The sequence below is a fragment of the Streptomyces sp. NPDC004658 genome, from assembly GCF_040609555.1.
In the GTDB taxonomy this organism is placed as follows: Bacteria; Actinomycetota; Actinomycetes; order Streptomycetales; family Streptomycetaceae; genus Streptomyces.
Genome location: NZ_JBEXKG010000162.1, coordinates 1 through 16,451, shown reverse-complemented (window position 1 = coordinate 16,451; position 16,451 = coordinate 1). Strand labels below are relative to the sequence as shown.

1 protein-coding gene is annotated in these 16,451 nt (G+C 76.8%); it reads right to left on the bottom strand.

The genetic code is table 11. The features are described 5' to 3' along the window. The coding region (locus ABZV94_RS34285) for a non-ribosomal peptide synthase/polyketide synthase (protein ID WP_356347512.1) at nucleotides 1-16,451 on the bottom strand (16,451 nt) is incomplete at both ends.

The following is a 16,451-nucleotide window of genomic DNA, read 5'->3' as shown; positions in this document are numbered from 1 at the left end:
GACGGCCCAGGAACTCACGGGCGAACTCGGACCACGACTGCTCCTCGCCGTCCAGGAGGGCGGCGACACCACGACGGCGCAGCACGGCGGCGAGCAGGTCCGCAACCTCCTTGGCGTCGAGGGTGAGGGCGGGGGCCGCGTCGCGCAGCATGAGGGCGATCCGCTCCTCGGGGTAGCCGGGGTCGACGGGCAGGAACGCGGCGCCCGCCTTGGCCACGGCGAGCTGTGCCAGCACCATGTCCGCCGAGCGGGGCAGCAGCAGCGCGACGAGGTCGCCGGGTCCGGCGCCCCGGGCGATGAGCCGGTGGGCGAGCCGGTTGGCCCGCGTCTCGGCCTGCGCGAACGTGAGGAGCGTGCCGGGCGCGTCGAGCGCGGGCGCGGTGGGCCACCGGTCGGCGGCGGCTTCCAGCAGCGCGGGCAGGGTGGCGGCGGGCACCGGGCCGAGTGCCGGGCGGGCCGGGCCGCGCAGCAGCCGTTCGCGCTGTCCGGGCGGCAGTACGTCGATGTCGTCCAGGCGGGCGGTGCCGTCCGAGGCGGCCAGGGCGTGCAGGGTGTGCAGCAGCTGTCCGGCCAGGGACTCGGCGGTGGCCGCGTCGAAGTGGCGCGGGTCGTAGCCGAGTTCGACGGCCAGCCGGTCGCCGGGCGAGACGACCACGGTGAGCGGGTAGTTGGTGGCCTCCCGGGCGTCCAGGTCCCGCAGGGCGAGCCCGTGCGCACCGGCGGTCGCGTCGCCGACCGGGTAGTTCTCGAAGACCACCAGGCTGTCGAACAGCGCGGTGCCGGACGGCAGGTCGCTGAGGGCGTGCAGGGCGTTGAGGGGCAGGTGGTCGTGGCGCCGGTCCTCGGCCCGGGCCTCCTGCACCGCGCGCAGCCAGCCGGCGCAGTCGGCGCTGCCGTCGACCGCGGTCCGGGCGGGCAGCGTGGTGATGAACAGGCCGGTGATGCCGTCGGCGCCCGGCAGGTCGGCGGGCCGCCCGGAGACGGTCGTGCCGAAGCACACCTCCCGCTCCCCGCTCCACCGCGCCAGCAGCAGCGCCCAGGCGCCCTGCACCAGCGTGTTCAGGGTGAGCCGGCGCCGGCGGGCGAACTCCGTCAGCAGCCGCGTCGGTTCGGTGCCGAGCCGCTGCGACAGCCAGGTGCCGGAGCGGGCCGTGGTGCCCGGGGCGGGCCTGCGGTCGTACGGCAGCGGGGTCGGTGTGCCGAAGCCGGCCAGGACGCCGCGCCAGTGGTCCCGCGCCGGTCCGGTGTCGCGGGCGGCCAGCCAGCCGGCGTAGTCGGCGAACGGCCTGCGCTCGGGCAGCCGGGGCCGCTCGCCCCGGGTGAGGGCGGCGTGCGCGTTCATGACGTCGGACAGGACGTGGAAGACGCTCCAGCCGTCCAGCAGGACGTGGTGGAAGGTCCACACCACGCGCACCGCGTCCGGGCCGAGGCGGACCAGGGCGAGCCGCAGCAGCGGGGCCCGGTCCAGGGCGATACCCCGGGCCCGCTCGTCGGCGAGCAGCCGCTCCAGCTCCGCGTCCCGCCGGTCCGCGGGCAGGCCGCTCCAGTCGAGTTCGGTGACCGGCAGGGTCACGCTCCGGTGGACGACCTGGAGCGGCACGGGGACGCCGTGCAGGGCGACGGACGTGCGCAGGACGGGAGTGCGGTCGACCACGTGCCGCCAGGCGGCGGCCAGGGTGCCCGGGTCGTGGGCGCCGTCGGCCACGAAGGTGATCTGCTCGACGTACAGGCCGTGTTCGGCGTCGTCCAGGCCGTGCATCACCATGCCGGTCTGGGTGGGCGTGAGCGGATACACGTCCGTCACGCCGGCTCCGGTGCCGACGAGCCGGTCGACGGCCGTCTGGTCCAGTGGCGCGAGCGGGAAGTCGGAGGGGGTGCGGCCGCCGGCGCCGGGCTCGGCGCAGTGCCGGAGGATCGCGCGCAGTTCGCCGGCCAGTTCGGCCGCCAGCCGGGCGACGGTCTCCCGCCGGTGCACCTGCCGGGAGTACGACCAGGTGAACTCGAGCCGGTCGTCGGCGACCCGGCCGAGGACGTCGAGGAGGTACGGGCGGTCCGCCGAGGGGTCCATGCCGCCGGTGAGGCCGCCGTAGGGGCCGTGCAGCAGGCCGCCCGGGGCGGGCGTGCCGCCCTGCCGGCCCAGGTAGTTGAAGCAGACCGGCGGCAGGGCGGGCAGCGCGGGCCCGGCCGTGGGGTGCAGGAAGCGCAGGGCGCCGTAGCCGAGTCCGCCGTGCGGGACGGCCCGCAGGTTCTCCTTGACGGCCTTCAGGACGGTGCCGGTGCCGGCGTCCCGGGGCACGTCCAGGGCGACCGGGTACATCGCGGTGAACCAGCCGACGGTCCGGGCCAGGTCGACGTGCTCGAACACCTCCTCGCGGCCGTGGCCCTCCAGGGTCACCGCCACCCGGTCCCGGCCGGTCCAGCGGGCCAGTACCCGGCCCAGCGCGCACAGCAGGACGTCGTTGACGCGGGTGCGGTACACGTCCGGCACGTCCTGGAGCAGCCGGCGCGTCTCCTCGGCGTCCAGTGCGGCGGTCACGCTGTCCTCGTCGGCGACGGTGTTCGCGCCGCCGGGGTGGTCGGCGGGCAGCGCGGTGCCGGCGTCGAAGCCCTGCCAGTGGGCGAGTTCGCCGTCGAAGCCGCCGGCCGCGGTGTGCGCGGCGAGCCGCCGGGCCCAGTCCCGGAACGCGGTGCTCTTGGTGCCGAGGGCGGGCCGCTCGCCGTCCCGCAGGGCGCGGTAGGCGAGGTCCAGGTCCTCCGTGATCAGCCGCCAGGACACGGCGTCCACGACCAGATGGTGGGCGGCCAGCAGCAGCACCGGCCGGCCGCCGTCGTCCGGCCGGCACAGCGCGGCCCGCAGCAGCGGCCCGCCGGCCAGGTCGAACCCGGCGCCGAGGGCGGCGGCCACGTCGCGCGGCGCGGTCCCCCGGTGCACCTCCAGGTGCGGCGCCTCCTGCTCGGGCGCGCCGCCCTGCTGCCGCCACCGCCCGTCCCCGCCCGGCTCGAAACGCAGCCGCAGCGCGTCGTGGTGGGCCAGTACGGCGGCCAGGGCGGCCCGCAGCAGACCCTCGTCGGGGTCCGCGGCCAGTTCGAAGGCGACCGTCTGGCTGAAGTGGGCGGGGTCGCCGGTGAGGGTGTCGAGGAGCCAGTGCTGTACGGGGGTGAGCGGGGCGTCGCCGGTCACCGGGCCCTGCTCGGCGGCGGCCGGGCCGCCGGGCCCCCCGCCGTCCGGCAACGGCTCGGCGACGGCGGCGAGTTCGGCGAGGGTCTGGTGGGTGAACAGATGGCGGGGGGTCAGTGCCAGTCCGGCCCGGCGGGCGGCCGAGACGATCTGGATGCCGAGGACCGAGTCGCCGCCGAGCGTGAAGTAGTTGTCGTCGGCGCCCACTTCGGGCACGCCGAGCACCTCGGCCCAGATGCCGGCGAGGACGCGCTCGGTCCCGGTGCGCGGCGGGCGGCCCGCCTCACCGGTGGCCGTGGCGGCCCACCGCGGGGCGGGCAGCGCCCGCCGGTCGAGCTTCCCGGTGGCCCCGAGCGGCAGCCGCTCCAGCGGGACCACGAGGGCGGGCACCAGGTGGTCGGGGAGGCTGCGGGCGAGGAAGGCACGCAGTTCGGCGGGGTCCGGCAGGACCGTCCCGCGGGGTACCGCGTAGCCGACCAGGCGGCGGTGGCCGGCGTCCTCGACCACCCGGGCCGCTGCCGCCGCCACGGCCGGGTGCCGGGCCAGTACGGCCTCCACCTCGCCGAGTTCGATGCGGAAGCCGCGCACCTTCACCTGGTCGTCGCCGCGGCCGAGGTAGACGAGATCGCCGTCGGCCGTCCAGCGGACCAGGTCGCCGGTGCGGTACATGCGGCTGCCGGGCGGGCCGAACGGGTCGGGCAGGAAGCGGCTCGCGGTCAGGCCCGGCCGGCGCAGGTAGCCGCGGGCGACACCGGTGCCGGCCAGGAACAGTTCACCGGGCGCGCCGACGGGCACCGGACGCATCCGCTCGTCCAGGACGTAGGCGCGGGCGCCGCCGAGCGGCCGGCCGATCGGCGGGTCCCGGTCGGGGTCGGCCGGGTCGCAGGTGAAGGCGGTGGCGTAGACGGTGGCCTCGGTGGGGCCGTAGATGTTGCGCACCTGGGTGCCGGGGACGGCGTCGCGGACGCGGCGCACGGTCCGGGCGGGCAGCCCCTCCCCCGCGAGGACGACGGTGTCCGCGGTGATGCGGACGGCGTCCTCGGCGAGCAGCCGGTCCAGGGCCGACGGCACCGCGCTGAGCAGTCCGGCCCGCCAGGGTCCGGGGCGCTCGGCGAGGGCCAGCAGGTCGCGGACGACCTCCACGCAGCCGCCGGACAGCAGGGGCGAGAAGATCTCGAACACCGACACGTCGAAGTTCAGCGAGGTCGACGCCACCACGTGCGCGAGGCCCCGGCCGGTGAACTCGGCCGCCGCCCAGCCGGTCAGGGCCAGCACGGACGCGTGGCTGACGACGACACCCTTGGGGCGGCCGGTCGAGCCGGAGGTGTGGATCACGTAGGCGGGGTGTCCGGGCAGCAGCGGGCCGCGCCGTTCGCCGTCACCGACCGGGGTGTCCGGCACGCCGGTGCCCGGCCCCGCGTCGAGCAGGATGCGGGTGACCGGGCCCTCGGGCAGCCGTCCGGCGGTCTCCGTGGCCGTGAGCACGGCGTCGGGCCGTACGTCCTCGAAGAGGAACGCGACGCGCTCGGCCGGGTACTGGGGGTCGACCGGGAGATAGGCCGCGCCGCTCTTGAGCACCGCGAGGAGGGCCACGACCAGGTCGGCGGTGCGGGGCAGGCACAGGGCGACGAAGCGCTCGGGTCCGGCGCCGGCGGCGATGAGCTGCCGGGCCAGCCGGTTGGAGCGCGCGTCGAGCTCCCGGTAGGTCAGGCACGTGTCGCCGTGGCGGACGGCCGGGGCGTCCGGGGTGCGCGCGGCCTGCCGTCGGAACGCCTCGGGCAGGGTGTCGCGCGGTGCCTCGGCCACCCCTCCGGCGAACCGGCCGACCAGCGCGCGCCCCGCGGCCGGGTCCAGCAGCGGCAGGTCGGCCAGGCGGCGGTCCGGGTCGGCGGCCATGCCGGTGAGCAGGGTGCGCAGGCTCTCGCCGAGCCCCTCCACCGTCGTGGCGTCGAACGCGGCCGGGTCGTAGTCCAGGTTCACGGCCAGGGTGTCCCCGGGCGCGACGACCACGCTGAGCGGGTAGCTGGTCGGCTCCACGTCCCGCTCCTGCTCCATGGCGAGGCCGTGCCGGGCCAGCGCACCCTCGTCGAAGGGGTAGTTCTCGAAGACGACGATGGAGTCGAACAGGCGGGTGCCGCCGGGCACGTCGCTCCAGGACTGCACCTGGGCCAGGGAGACGAAGTCGTGGCGGCGGGCCTCGGACTGGGCGGCCTGGAGGTCGCGCAGCCAGTCCAGCAGCGGGCGCCGCCCGTCGACGCGGGCCCGGGTGGGCAGGGTGTTGATGAACAGTCCGACCATCGAGGTGACGCCCGGCAGTTCGGCGGGCCGCCCGGAGACGGTCGTACCGAACACCACGTCGTCCCCGCCGCCGTAGCGGGACAGCAGCAGGGCCCAGGCGCCCTGGAGGACGGTGTTGAGGGTCAGCCCGGCTCGCTGGGCGGTGTCCCGCAGGCGCGCCGAGACGTCCGGGGCGAGGGTCATCCGCACCGACCCGGAGGAGGAGGCGCGGTGGGCCTCGGCGGGCCGCCGGTCGCGGGGCAGTGCGGTGGGGGCCTGGAACCCGGCGAGGGCCTCGCGCCAGTACCGTTCGGCCTGGGCGGTGTCCCGTCCGGCCAGCCGGCGCAGGTGGTCGGCGAAGGGCCGGCGCTCGGGCACGTGCGGGCGGCGCCCGGAGACGAGGGCCGCGTACCGCTCGCACACCTCGTCGAAGACCTGGGCCGCGCTCCAGCCGTCGAGCAGCACGTGGTGGAACGTCCACAGCAGGCGGACCCGGTCCGGTGCCAGCCGGATCAGCGTCAGCCGCATCAGGGGCGCGGTGCCCAGGTCGATGCCGGCCCGCCGGTCCTCGGCGAGCAGCCGGTCCGTCTCGCGCGCCTCGCGGTCGGCGGACCACCCGGACCAGTCGAGGTGGGTGACGGGCACGGGGGCCCGGTGCCGGACGACCTGGAGCGGTTCCGGGGTCTCCTGCCACACCAGGCGGGTGCGCAGCACCGGGTTGGCGTCGGCGGTGTGCTGCCACGCCTCGGAGAGCGCGTGCGGGTCGGTGACGCCGGACAGCACCAGCTGCACCTGGTTGACGTAGGTGCGGCCGGCGGGGTCCAGCAGGCTGTGGAAGAGCATGCCCGCCTGCATCGGCGTCAGCGGGTAGATGTCGGCGACGTCCCGGCCGTCCCCGGCGATCCGGTCCACGGCGGCCTGGTCGAGGCGGGCCAGCGGGAAGTCCGACGGGGTACGGCCGCCCGCGTCCGGGCGGGCGCAGTGGGCGACGATGCCGTCGAGGGCCCGCAGCATGCCCTCGGCGAGCGCGGTGACGGTCTCCTCGCGGTGCCGTCCGGCGCTGTAGTGCCAGGTGATCTCCAGCCGTTCGTCCTCGACCCGGGCCACGACGTCCAGGAGGTGCGGCCGCTCGGTGCCGGGCGCCTCCGCGCCTCCGAGGCCGCCGGGCACGGCCCCGACGAGGGTGCCGCCCTCGGCGGACCAGTCGAAGCGGCCGAGGTAGTTGAAGCTGACGCCGGGCGCGGGTGTGCCGGTGAGCCGTGCGTCGCGGGCCAGGTGGCGCAGCACGCCGTAGCCGAGTCCCCGGTCGGGTACGGCCCGCAGCTGCTCCTTCACCGACTTCAGGGCGGTGCCCCAGTCGCCCGCCGGGACGGTCAGGGCGACCGGGAAGAGCGAGGTGAACCAGCCGACCGTGCGGGACAGGTCGACGTCCTCGAACAGCTGGTCCTCGCGGCCGTGCCCCTCCAGGCCGACGGCGACGGTGTCGCGTCCGGTCCAGTCGGCGAGGACCCGGCCCAGCGCGGTGAGCAGGACGTCGTCGACGCGGGTGCGGTAGACGCCGGGGACGCGGCGCAGGAGTGCGGCGGTGCGGTCGCGGTCCAGCCGTACGGTGACCTCGCGGGCGCCGGCCATGGTGGTGCCGCCGTCGCCGTCCACGGGCAGCGGGTGGGCGCAGTGCCGGGCGGCCTCCTCCCAGTGGGCGCGCGCGGCGGCGAAGACGTCGGCGCGGTCGCGCAGCCGGCGGGCCCACTCCCGTACGGAGGTGGTGCGGGCGGGCAGCGTGACGGGCCGTCCGGACGCGGCCTGCCGGTAGGCGGTCTCCAGGTCCTCCAGCAGGATGCGCCAGGAGACCCCGTCGACGACCAGGTGGTGGGCGATCAGCAGCAGCCGGGCGGGCCGGGGGCCGCCGGCGGTGAAGAGACGGGCGGTGAACAGCGGGCCCGTCGCGAGGCGGAGTCCGGCGTGGGCCGCCACCGTGACGCGCTGCTCGTCCCGCAGGCCGTGGACCTGGAGCAGGTCGGGCACCGGGGCGTCGGCGGCGGCGATGTCCTGGCGCCAGGCGCCACCGTCGGGGGCGAACCGGGCGCGCAGGGCGTCGTGGTGGGTCCACAGCGCGGTGAGGGCGCGGCGCAGGGCGTCCTCGTCCACGGGGCCGGCCGTCTCGATGACGACGGACTGGTCGAAGAAGTCGGGGTGCGCGGGGCGCGGGTCCAGGAACCAGTGCTGGATCGGTGTGAGGTCCGCCGGTCCGGCGACCGCTTCGGTGCCGGTGACGGCGGGCGCCGCACCGCCGCCGGCGGCGGCCAGTTCGGCCACGGTGGGGTGCCGGAAGAGATCGCGCGGGGTGAGCGCGAGCCCGGCGGCCCGGGCCCGGGAGACCACCTGGATGCTGAGGATGGAGTCGCCGCCCAGCATGAAGAAGTTGTCGTCGACGCCGACCTGTTCGAGGCCCAGCAGCTCGGCCCAGATCCCGGCGAGCAGGCGCTCGGTCTCGGTGCGCGGGGCGCGGTGGGCCCGCTCGCCGCCCGCCGACCAGTCGGGGGCGGGCAGCCGCCGCCGGTCGACCTTGCCGTTGGCGGTCAGCGGCAGCTCCGGCACGGTGACGAACGCGGCGGGCAGCATGTAGTCGGGCAGGCCGGCCGCGAGGTGGGCGCGCAGCTCGGCGGCCGGCGGCGCCTCGCCGCTCCCGGCCGGTACGAGGTGGGCGGCCAGCCGCTTGCGTCCGGCGTCCTCGTACAGGGAGACGACGGCCTCGGCGACGCCGGGGTGGGCGGTGAGCCGGGCCTCGATCTCGGCGGGCTCGACGCGGAAGCCGCGGATCTTGATCTGGTCGTCCGCGCGGCCGACGAAGTGCAGCTCGCCGTCGGCGCTCCAGCGCACGATGTCGCCGGTGCGGTACATGCGGGTGCCGGGCGGGCCGAAGGGGTCGGCGACGTAGCGGGCGGCGGTCGCCCCGGGCCGGCCGGCGTAGCCCCGCGCCAGGCCCGCGCCCGCGACGTACAACTCCCCCGGTACGCCCGGCGGCTGAGGCTGGAGGGCGGCGTCCAGGACGTACACACGGGTGTTGTCCAGCGGGCGTCCGATGGGCAGGACGGTGGGCAGCGGGTCGCCGGTGCGGAAGGCGCGCCGGGTGGCGAAGGTGGTGGTCTCGGTGGGGCCGTAGCCGTCCACGACGGTCAGGCCCGGACTGGCGTCGAGCACCCGGCGCACGACCGCGCCCGGCACGGCCTCACCGCCCGTCCACACCTCGCGGGCGCCGCGCAGGCAGCCGGGGTCCTCCTGGGCCAGGAGCCGGAACAGCCCCGCCGTCAGCCACAGGCAGGTCACGCCCTGCTCCGTGACGGCGCGGCGGACCAGGGCGGCGTCCAGGTCGGTGGGCGGGGCGAGCACGGCCGTGCCGCCCCGCAGCAGCGGCACCCACACCTCGTAGGTGGCGGCGTCGAAGGCGTGCGGCGAGTGCACGAGGACCCGGTCGTGCCCGGCGAAGGCCCGGTCCAGGGCGAGCGCGGCGACGTCGCGCTGACGCACCGCGACGCCCTTGGGGGTACCGGTGGAACCCGACGTGAACATCAGGTACTGGACGTTGTCGGGGTGGACGGACGCTCCGGGGCCGCCCGTGCCGGCGCGGGCGGGGGCCGCGGGACCGTCCGCGCCAGGGGTGTCGTCCACACGCAGGACGCCGCTCCCCGGCAGCACTTCCCGGGCCGTCTCCTGCCACCCGGCGTCGGTGAGCAGCAGGCGGGCCCCGGCCTCGGTGAGCGTCCGGCGCAGCCGCTCGACGGGCGCCCGGCCGTCCAGCGGCACGTACACCCCGCCGGTGCGGACGAGCGCCAGCTGCGTGACGATCAGCTCCACGTGGCGGTCCATCAGCACTCCGACCGGGTGCTCCGGCCGTACGCCCAGCCCTGCCAGGCGCGCCGCCGACTTCCGTGCCCGCGCGTCGAGTTCGCGATAGGTCACCCGTTCGTCACCGGTCTCCACGGCCACCGCGTCGGGAGTACGGCGCACCTGCGCGGCGAAGAGGTCCGCGACGGTGGTGTCCGGGAGGTCGGTGGCGGTGTCGTTCCAGGCGCGCAGCACCTGTGCGCGGCGGTCCCGGGTGAGCAGCGGGAGCCGGGCGGGCGGGCGGCCGGAGCCGGCGGGCATCCCGGCGAGCAGGGCGGTCAGGTACTCGGCCAGCAGCTCGGCGGTGCCGGTGTCGAAGAGTTCCGGGTCGTAGCCGAGGCGCAGGGTCAGCTCGGTGCCCGGGTAGGCGGTGAGGCTCAGCGGGTAGTTGGTGGTCTCGACGCCCTCCAGGCCGCTCAGGCGCAGGCCGTGGGCGGCGGCGAGGTCGTCGTCCACCGGGTAGTTCTCGAAGACGACGATGCTGTCGAACAGGCCGACCCTCTCGGGGAGTTCGGTGAACGCCCGCATCCGGGTGAGCGGCAGGTGGTCGAAGCGCCGGTCCTCGCTCTGGTCGTGCTGGAGCGCGCGCAGCCAGTCGAGCAGGGTGCCGTGGTCCGGGACGGTGACGCGGGTGGGCAGGGTGGTGATGAACAGGCCGGTCATGGCCTCGGCGCCGGGCAGCTCGGGCGGCCGTCCGGACACGGTGGTGCCGAACACGACCTCGTCCCGGCCGGCCTGCCGGGCCAGCAGCAGCGCCCAGGCGCCCTGCACGAGGGTGTTCAGGGTCAGGCCGGAGCCGCGGGCCAGCTCCTCCAGCGCCCGGCTGGTGGCCGCGGGCAGCGTGGCCCGGACGGCGTGCGTGGACTCGGCGCGGTGGGCCTCGCGCGGCTCGCGGTCGTACGGCAGCGGCGTGCCCTCGGCCAGGCCGGACAGGCGGCGCTGCCAGTGCCCTTCGGCGGCGCCCGGGTCACGCCGGCGCAGCCAGCCGACGTACTCGCGGTGGGGCGGGCGGTCCGGGAGGGTGCCGGGGTCGCCGCCGGCGTGGCGGGCGAAGACGTCCGAGAGCACCTGGAACAGGCTCCAGCCGTCCAGGAGCAGATGGTGGAAGGACCACACCACGCGCACCTCGGTGTCGGAGAGGCGGGCGAGGAGCAGCCGCTGGAGCGGGGCGCGGCCGAGGTCGATGCCGTCCGCGCGGTCGCGGGCCAGTACGTCGTCCAGCCGGGCGCGGCGCTCGTCGGCGGTCAGGTCGCGCCAGTCCAGGTGGGTGACCGGTACGGAGGCGTGGCGCCGCACCACCAGCAGCGGCTCGGGCACGTCCTGCCAGACGACCCCGGCGCGCAGCACCTCGGTGCGGTCGGTGACGTCCTGCCAGGCGGCGGCCAGGGCGCGCGGGTCGGGCACGCCGTCCAGGACGAAGGTGAGCTGCTGGAAGTAGACACCGCGGTCGTCCTGGGACAGGCCGTGGAAGAGCATGCCCGCCTGGGTGGGTGTGAGCGGGTACACGTCCTCGACCGCCGCCGGGTCCGGGCCGGTGATCCGGTCCACGGCGGCCTGGTCGAGCCGGGCCAGCGGGAAGTCGGACGGGGTGCGCCCGGCGGCTCCCGGCCGGGCGGCGTGCCGGGCCAGGTCGGCGAGCGCGTCGGCGAAGCGGCCCGCCAGGTCCGCGACGGTGTCCTCCCGGTGCAGACGGTCGGAGTAGAACCAGGTGAACTCCAGGCGGTCGCCGTCGAGCCGGCCGACGACCTCCAGGGGGTGCGGGCGCTCGGCCGCCGGGTCGGCGTCCAGCTCCAGCGGGCGGACGGTGCCCCGGTAGAGCCCGTCGGGGTCCTCCGGCAGCCCCATGCGTCCCAGGTAGTTGAAGCTGACCTGCGCCTGGGGGGCGGGCGGCGCCGCCCCGGTGTCCGCGAGGTGCCGCAGCGCGTCATGGCCCAGGCCGTGCCGGGGTACGGCGCGCAGCTGCTCCTTGACCCGCTTGAGGACGGTGTCCCAGCCGGCGTCCCCGGGGACGGCGAGCGCGACGGGGTGGCGGGTGGTGAACCAGCCGACCGTGCGGCTGATGTCCAGCTCGGGGAAGAGTTCCTCGCGGCCGTGCCCCTCGACGTCGACCAGCACCCGCTCCCGGCCGCTCCAGCCGCACAGCGCCCGGCCGAGGGCGCTGAGCAGGACGTCGTTGGCCTGGGTGCGGTAGGTGTCGGGCAGGGTGCGCAGCAGGGCGGAGGTGTGCTCGGCGGTCAGGCGCACGGTGACGGCGCGCTGGGAGGCGTAGGTGTTCGCGCCTCTGGGCGAGACCAGGGGCTCGGTGTCCGCAACGGCTCGGGCCCAGTACTCCCGTTCGTCGTCGAAGCCGCCGTCCGCCGCGTGCGCGGCCAGCCGGCGGGCCCACTCCCGCAGGGGCGACGACTTCGCGGGCAGCGCCGCCGCGCCGTCGTCGCCGGCCCGGCGGGCCCGGTAGGCGCGGTCCAGGTCCTCCAGCAGCACCCGCCAGGACACCCCGTCGACCACCAGGTGGTGGACGGCGAGGTGCAGGACGCGGGTCCGGCCGGCCGCGTCGTCGTGCAGCACGGCACGCAGCAGCGGCCCCCGGGCGAGGTCGAACGGCCCGAAGTGCGGGGTGGCCGGATCGGGGCCGGTGTGCCGGGCCAGCGGGATGCGGGGCGCCCGGTCCTCGATGTGCCAGCGGACGCCCGGGCCGGTGCCGTCGGCGACGAACCGGGAGCGCAGGGCGTCGTGGTGGGCGACCAGGTCGTTCAGCGCGTCCTCCAGCGCCGCCGGGTCCAGGTCGTCCGGCACGCGGACGGACAGCGCCTGGGCGTAGTGGCCGGCGCGTTCGGCGGCGGTCTCGAACAGCCAGTGCTGGATGGGTGTCAGGGGGGCCGGGCCGGTGGCCGCCGCCGGGGCGGGGGCGGCCTCGCGGGGGGCGCGGGCGGCGTCGGCGCAGCGGGCGAGGGCGGCGACCGTCTGGTGCCGGTAGACGTCCCGTGAGGTCAGCGACAGGCCGTCCTGCCGGGCGCGGGCCACGACCTGGATGCTGAGGATGGAGTCGCCGCCGAGTTCGAAGAAGTTGTCGTCGACGCCGACGCGGTCCACGCGCAGCACCTCGGCCCAGATCGCGGCGAGCGCGCGCTCGGTGGGCGTGCGGGGCGCGACATGCCGGACCGCGCGCACGACGGGGCCCGGGTCGGGGAGCCGGGCGCGGTCGAGCTTGCCGTTCGGGTTGAGCGGCAGGGCGTCGAGGACGACGACGGCCGACGGCACCATGGAGGCGGGCAGCGTACGGCCGAGTTCCCGGCGTACGGCCTCGGGTTCGACGCGCTGTCCGGCGGCCGGGACGACGTAGCCGGCCAGGCGCCGGTTGCCGTCGGCGTCGGTGGTGACGGTGGCCGCGGCCCCGGCGACGCCCGCGCAGCGGCGCAGCGCCTCCTCCACCTCGCCCAGTTCGATCCGGAAGCCGCGCACCTTGACCTGCTGGTCGATCCGGCCGACGTACTCCAGGGCGCCGTCGGCACGGCGGCGCACCAGGTCGCCGGTGCGGTACATGCGCTCTCCCGGCGCGCCGAACGGGTCGGCGACGAACCGGGCGGCGGTCAGTCCGGGCCGGTGCAGGTAGCCGCGGGCCAGGCCGCCCCCGCCGAGGTACAACTCGCCGGTGACACCGACGGGTTGGGGCCGCAGGGAGCCGTCGAGGACGTAGGCCCGGGTGAGTGCCACGGGGCCGCCGATGGGCGGGGCCTGCTCGGGCAGCCGGTCGCCGGCGAACCAGGCGGTGGCGTAGACGGTGGCCTCGGTGGGCCCGTAGAGGTTGGCGACGCGGCAGCCGGGCAGGGCGGCGCGCACCTCGTGCACCGTCTGCGCGGGCAGGGCCTCGCCGGCGAGGACGACGGTGTCCGCGGTGACGGGTGCCGTACCGCCCGCGACCAGGCGGGAGACGACGGAGGGCACGCCGCTGAGCAGCCCGGCGCGCCGGGGGCCGGTGCCGTCGGCGAGGGCCGGCAGGCCGGGGACCACTTCGGTGGTGCCGCCGGCCGTCAGCGGGCACAGCAGCTCGAAGACGGAGACGTCGAAGTTGAGGGAGGTGGAGGCGATCACATGGGACAGGCCGTCCGCCCCGAACCGCTCCCGCGTCCACGCGGCCAGCGCGGCGACCGTGCGGTGGGTGACCACGACCCCCTTGGGGCGGCCGGTGGAACCGGAGGTGTAGATGACGTACGCGGGGTGCTCCGGCAGCAGCGGCCGGGGCCGGTCGGAGTCGGTGAGGTCCGTGTCGGGCACGGCCGGGTCGGCGCAGTCCTCCAGGAGCAGGGGAGCGCAGTCGGCGGGCAGGCGGGAGGCGGTCTCCCGGGTGGCGAGGACGAGGGCGGGCCGGGCGTCGGCGAGCATGAGGCGGACCCGCTCGGCCGGATAGCCGGGGTCGACGGGGAGGTAGCCCGCGCCCGCGGTGAGCACCGCCCACAGCACCGGGACGAGGTCGGCGGTGCGCGGCAGGCACAGCGCGACCAGGGATTCCGGGCCCGCGCCCCGTGCGAGGAGCTGCCGGGCCAGCCGGTTGGCGCGCCGGGCGACCTCGGCGTAGTCGAGCCGGACGGGGCCGCAGATCACGGCGGTACGGTCGGGGGTCCGGGCCGCCTGGGCGTGGAACAGGTCGGGCAGCGTGCCGTGACGGGTGTCCCGGGTGCGGCGGGCGGGCGGGTTCCAGGTGTCCACCAGGGTGCGCTGTTCCTCGGCGGACAGCATGGGCAGCTCGGCGAGCGTGCGGCCCGGTCCGTCCGCCATGCCTTCCAGCAGGCGGTGCAGATGGGCGGTCAGCCGGGAGACGGTGGCGGCGTCGAACAGGTCGGTGTTGAACTCGGCCGTCAGCACGCAGCCGCCGTCCGGGGCCGGGGAGAACTCCAGGACGAGGTCGAAGCGGGCGGCCGGGCGGGGCAGCGGGTGCTCGGCGAGGTGCAGACCGCCGGACAGGGGCGGCACGGGCAGGGCGCTCTGCTGCACGACGAGGGCCTGCACGAGCGGGGTGCGGCTCGGGTCGCGGGGCGGGGCCAGCTCCTCGACGACCCGGTCGAACGGCACCCCGTCGTGGGCGAAGGCGTCCAGTACGGTCGTCCGCATGCTCTCCACGAACCGGTCGACGGTGGCCCGTTCGTCGACCTCGCCGCGCAGCACCACCGTGTTGGCGAAGAAGCCCGGCACGTCCTCCAGGTCGCGTCGGCCGCGCCCGGTGGTGACGGTGCCGAACGCCACGTCCCGCTGTCCCGAGTAGCGGGCGAACAGCAGCGCGGAGGCGCCCGCGAAGAGGGTGAACAGCGTGGTGCCGCGTCCCGTCGCCAGGTGCCGCAGCCGGGTCACCAGCCCGGCCGGGAGCGGGTGGCGGTGGGCCGCCCCGGCGGTGGTGCGCACGGCGGGGCGCGGCCGGTCGGTGGGCAGTTCCAGTTGCTGCAGGTCCGCCAGGTGCCGTTTCCAGTAGGCCAGGTCGGCGGCCTCGGCCCGGCCGGCCCGCTGCCGCCGCTCCCACACGGCGAAGTCCGGGTACTGCACGGCGGGTCGGGGCAGGCCGTCGGGTTCGCCGGTGGTCTCCGCGTGGTAGAGGGCGGCGAGTTCGCGGGTGAGGATGCCCACCGACCAGCCGTCGGTGACGATGTGGTGCTGGGCCAGGAGCAGCAGGTGGTCCTCGGCGGCGAGCCGGACGAGCAGCGCCCGGGTGAGCGGGCCGGCCGCCAGGTCGAAGGGGCGGCCAAGTTCCTCGGTGAGCAGCGCTTCCGCCGCGTCGGTGCGGCGCGCGCCGGGTACGTCGGTGAGGTCGGCCGTGCGCAGGGGCAGGTCGGGCTCCGTCGCGACCCGCTGGGCGCCCTGACCGTCGGCCGTGGTGAAGGTGGTGCGCAGGGAGGCGTGGCGCGCGGCGAGGCGGTGCAGGCAGCGGCGCAGCGCGTCCGGGTCCAGGGGGCCGCGCAGCCGCAGGGACACGCCGGTGTTGTACTCGGTTCCGCCGTCGGTGAGGTCGTCGAGGTACCACAGCCGGCGCTGGGCGCTGGACAGCGGCAGGGCGCCCTCGCGGGGCGCCGGCGGTATCGGCTCCGGCGGTGCGGCGGCCGACGGGTCGCCCAGCAGGGGGGCCAGGGCGGCGATCGTCCGCGCGGTGAAGACGTCCCGGACGGTCAGCCGGACGCCCAGTTCGTCCCGGATCCGGGCCAGCGCGCGGGCGGCGAGGATCGATTCACCGCCCAGGTCGAAGAAGTCGTCCGTGACACCGACGGCGTCGGCACCCAGCACCTCGGCCCAGATCCGCGCGAGGGCCCGCTCGCCGGCCGAACGCGGAGCGACGTGTCCCTGTGTGACGGTGCGCTCCGGCGCGGGCAGGGCCCGCCGGTCGATCTTGTGCTGCGGGGTGAGCGGCATCCGGTCGAGGACCACGAGGGCGGACGGCACCATGTGGGCGGGCAGTACGGCGGCCAGCGCGGCACGGAGCGCCGCCGGGTCGAGCGGGTGCGGGCGGCCGGAGGGGGCGGCGGGGTCGGCGGAGCCCTGTCCGGCCGGGGTGACGTAGCCGACCAGGCGTGGGCGGCCCGGCTCGTCCTCCCGGACCACGACCACCGCCTCGCCGACGCTCCCGGCGCCGGCGCGCCGCAACGCGGCCTCGATCTCGCCCGGTTCGATGCGGAAGCCGCGGATCTTCACCTGCCGGTCCAGCCGGCCCAGGAACTCCAGTTGCCCGTCGGCGGTCCAGCGCGCGCGGTCCCCGGTGCGGTACAGACGGGCGCCGGGCGGGCCGAAGGGGTCGGCGACGAACCGGGCGGCGGTCAGGCCCGGACGGCCCAGGTAGCCGCGGGCCACCGCGTCGCCGCCGATGAACAACTCGCCGTCCGCACCGGCCGGTACGGGGCGGAGCGCGGCGTCGAGGACGTACACCCGGGTGTGCGGCAGGGCGCGGCCGATCGTCGGCGTGCCCGCTCCCGCGGTGAGCGGCCCGGTCCAGGTGGCGACGACGGTGGCCTCGGTCGGGCCGTAGGAGTTGACCATGCGGCGGCCGGGTGCCCAGCGGTCGACCAGCGCGGCCGGGCAGGCCTCGGCGCCCACGATCAGCGTGCGCAGCCCGCGGGCGGTGCCCCGCGCGGGGTCC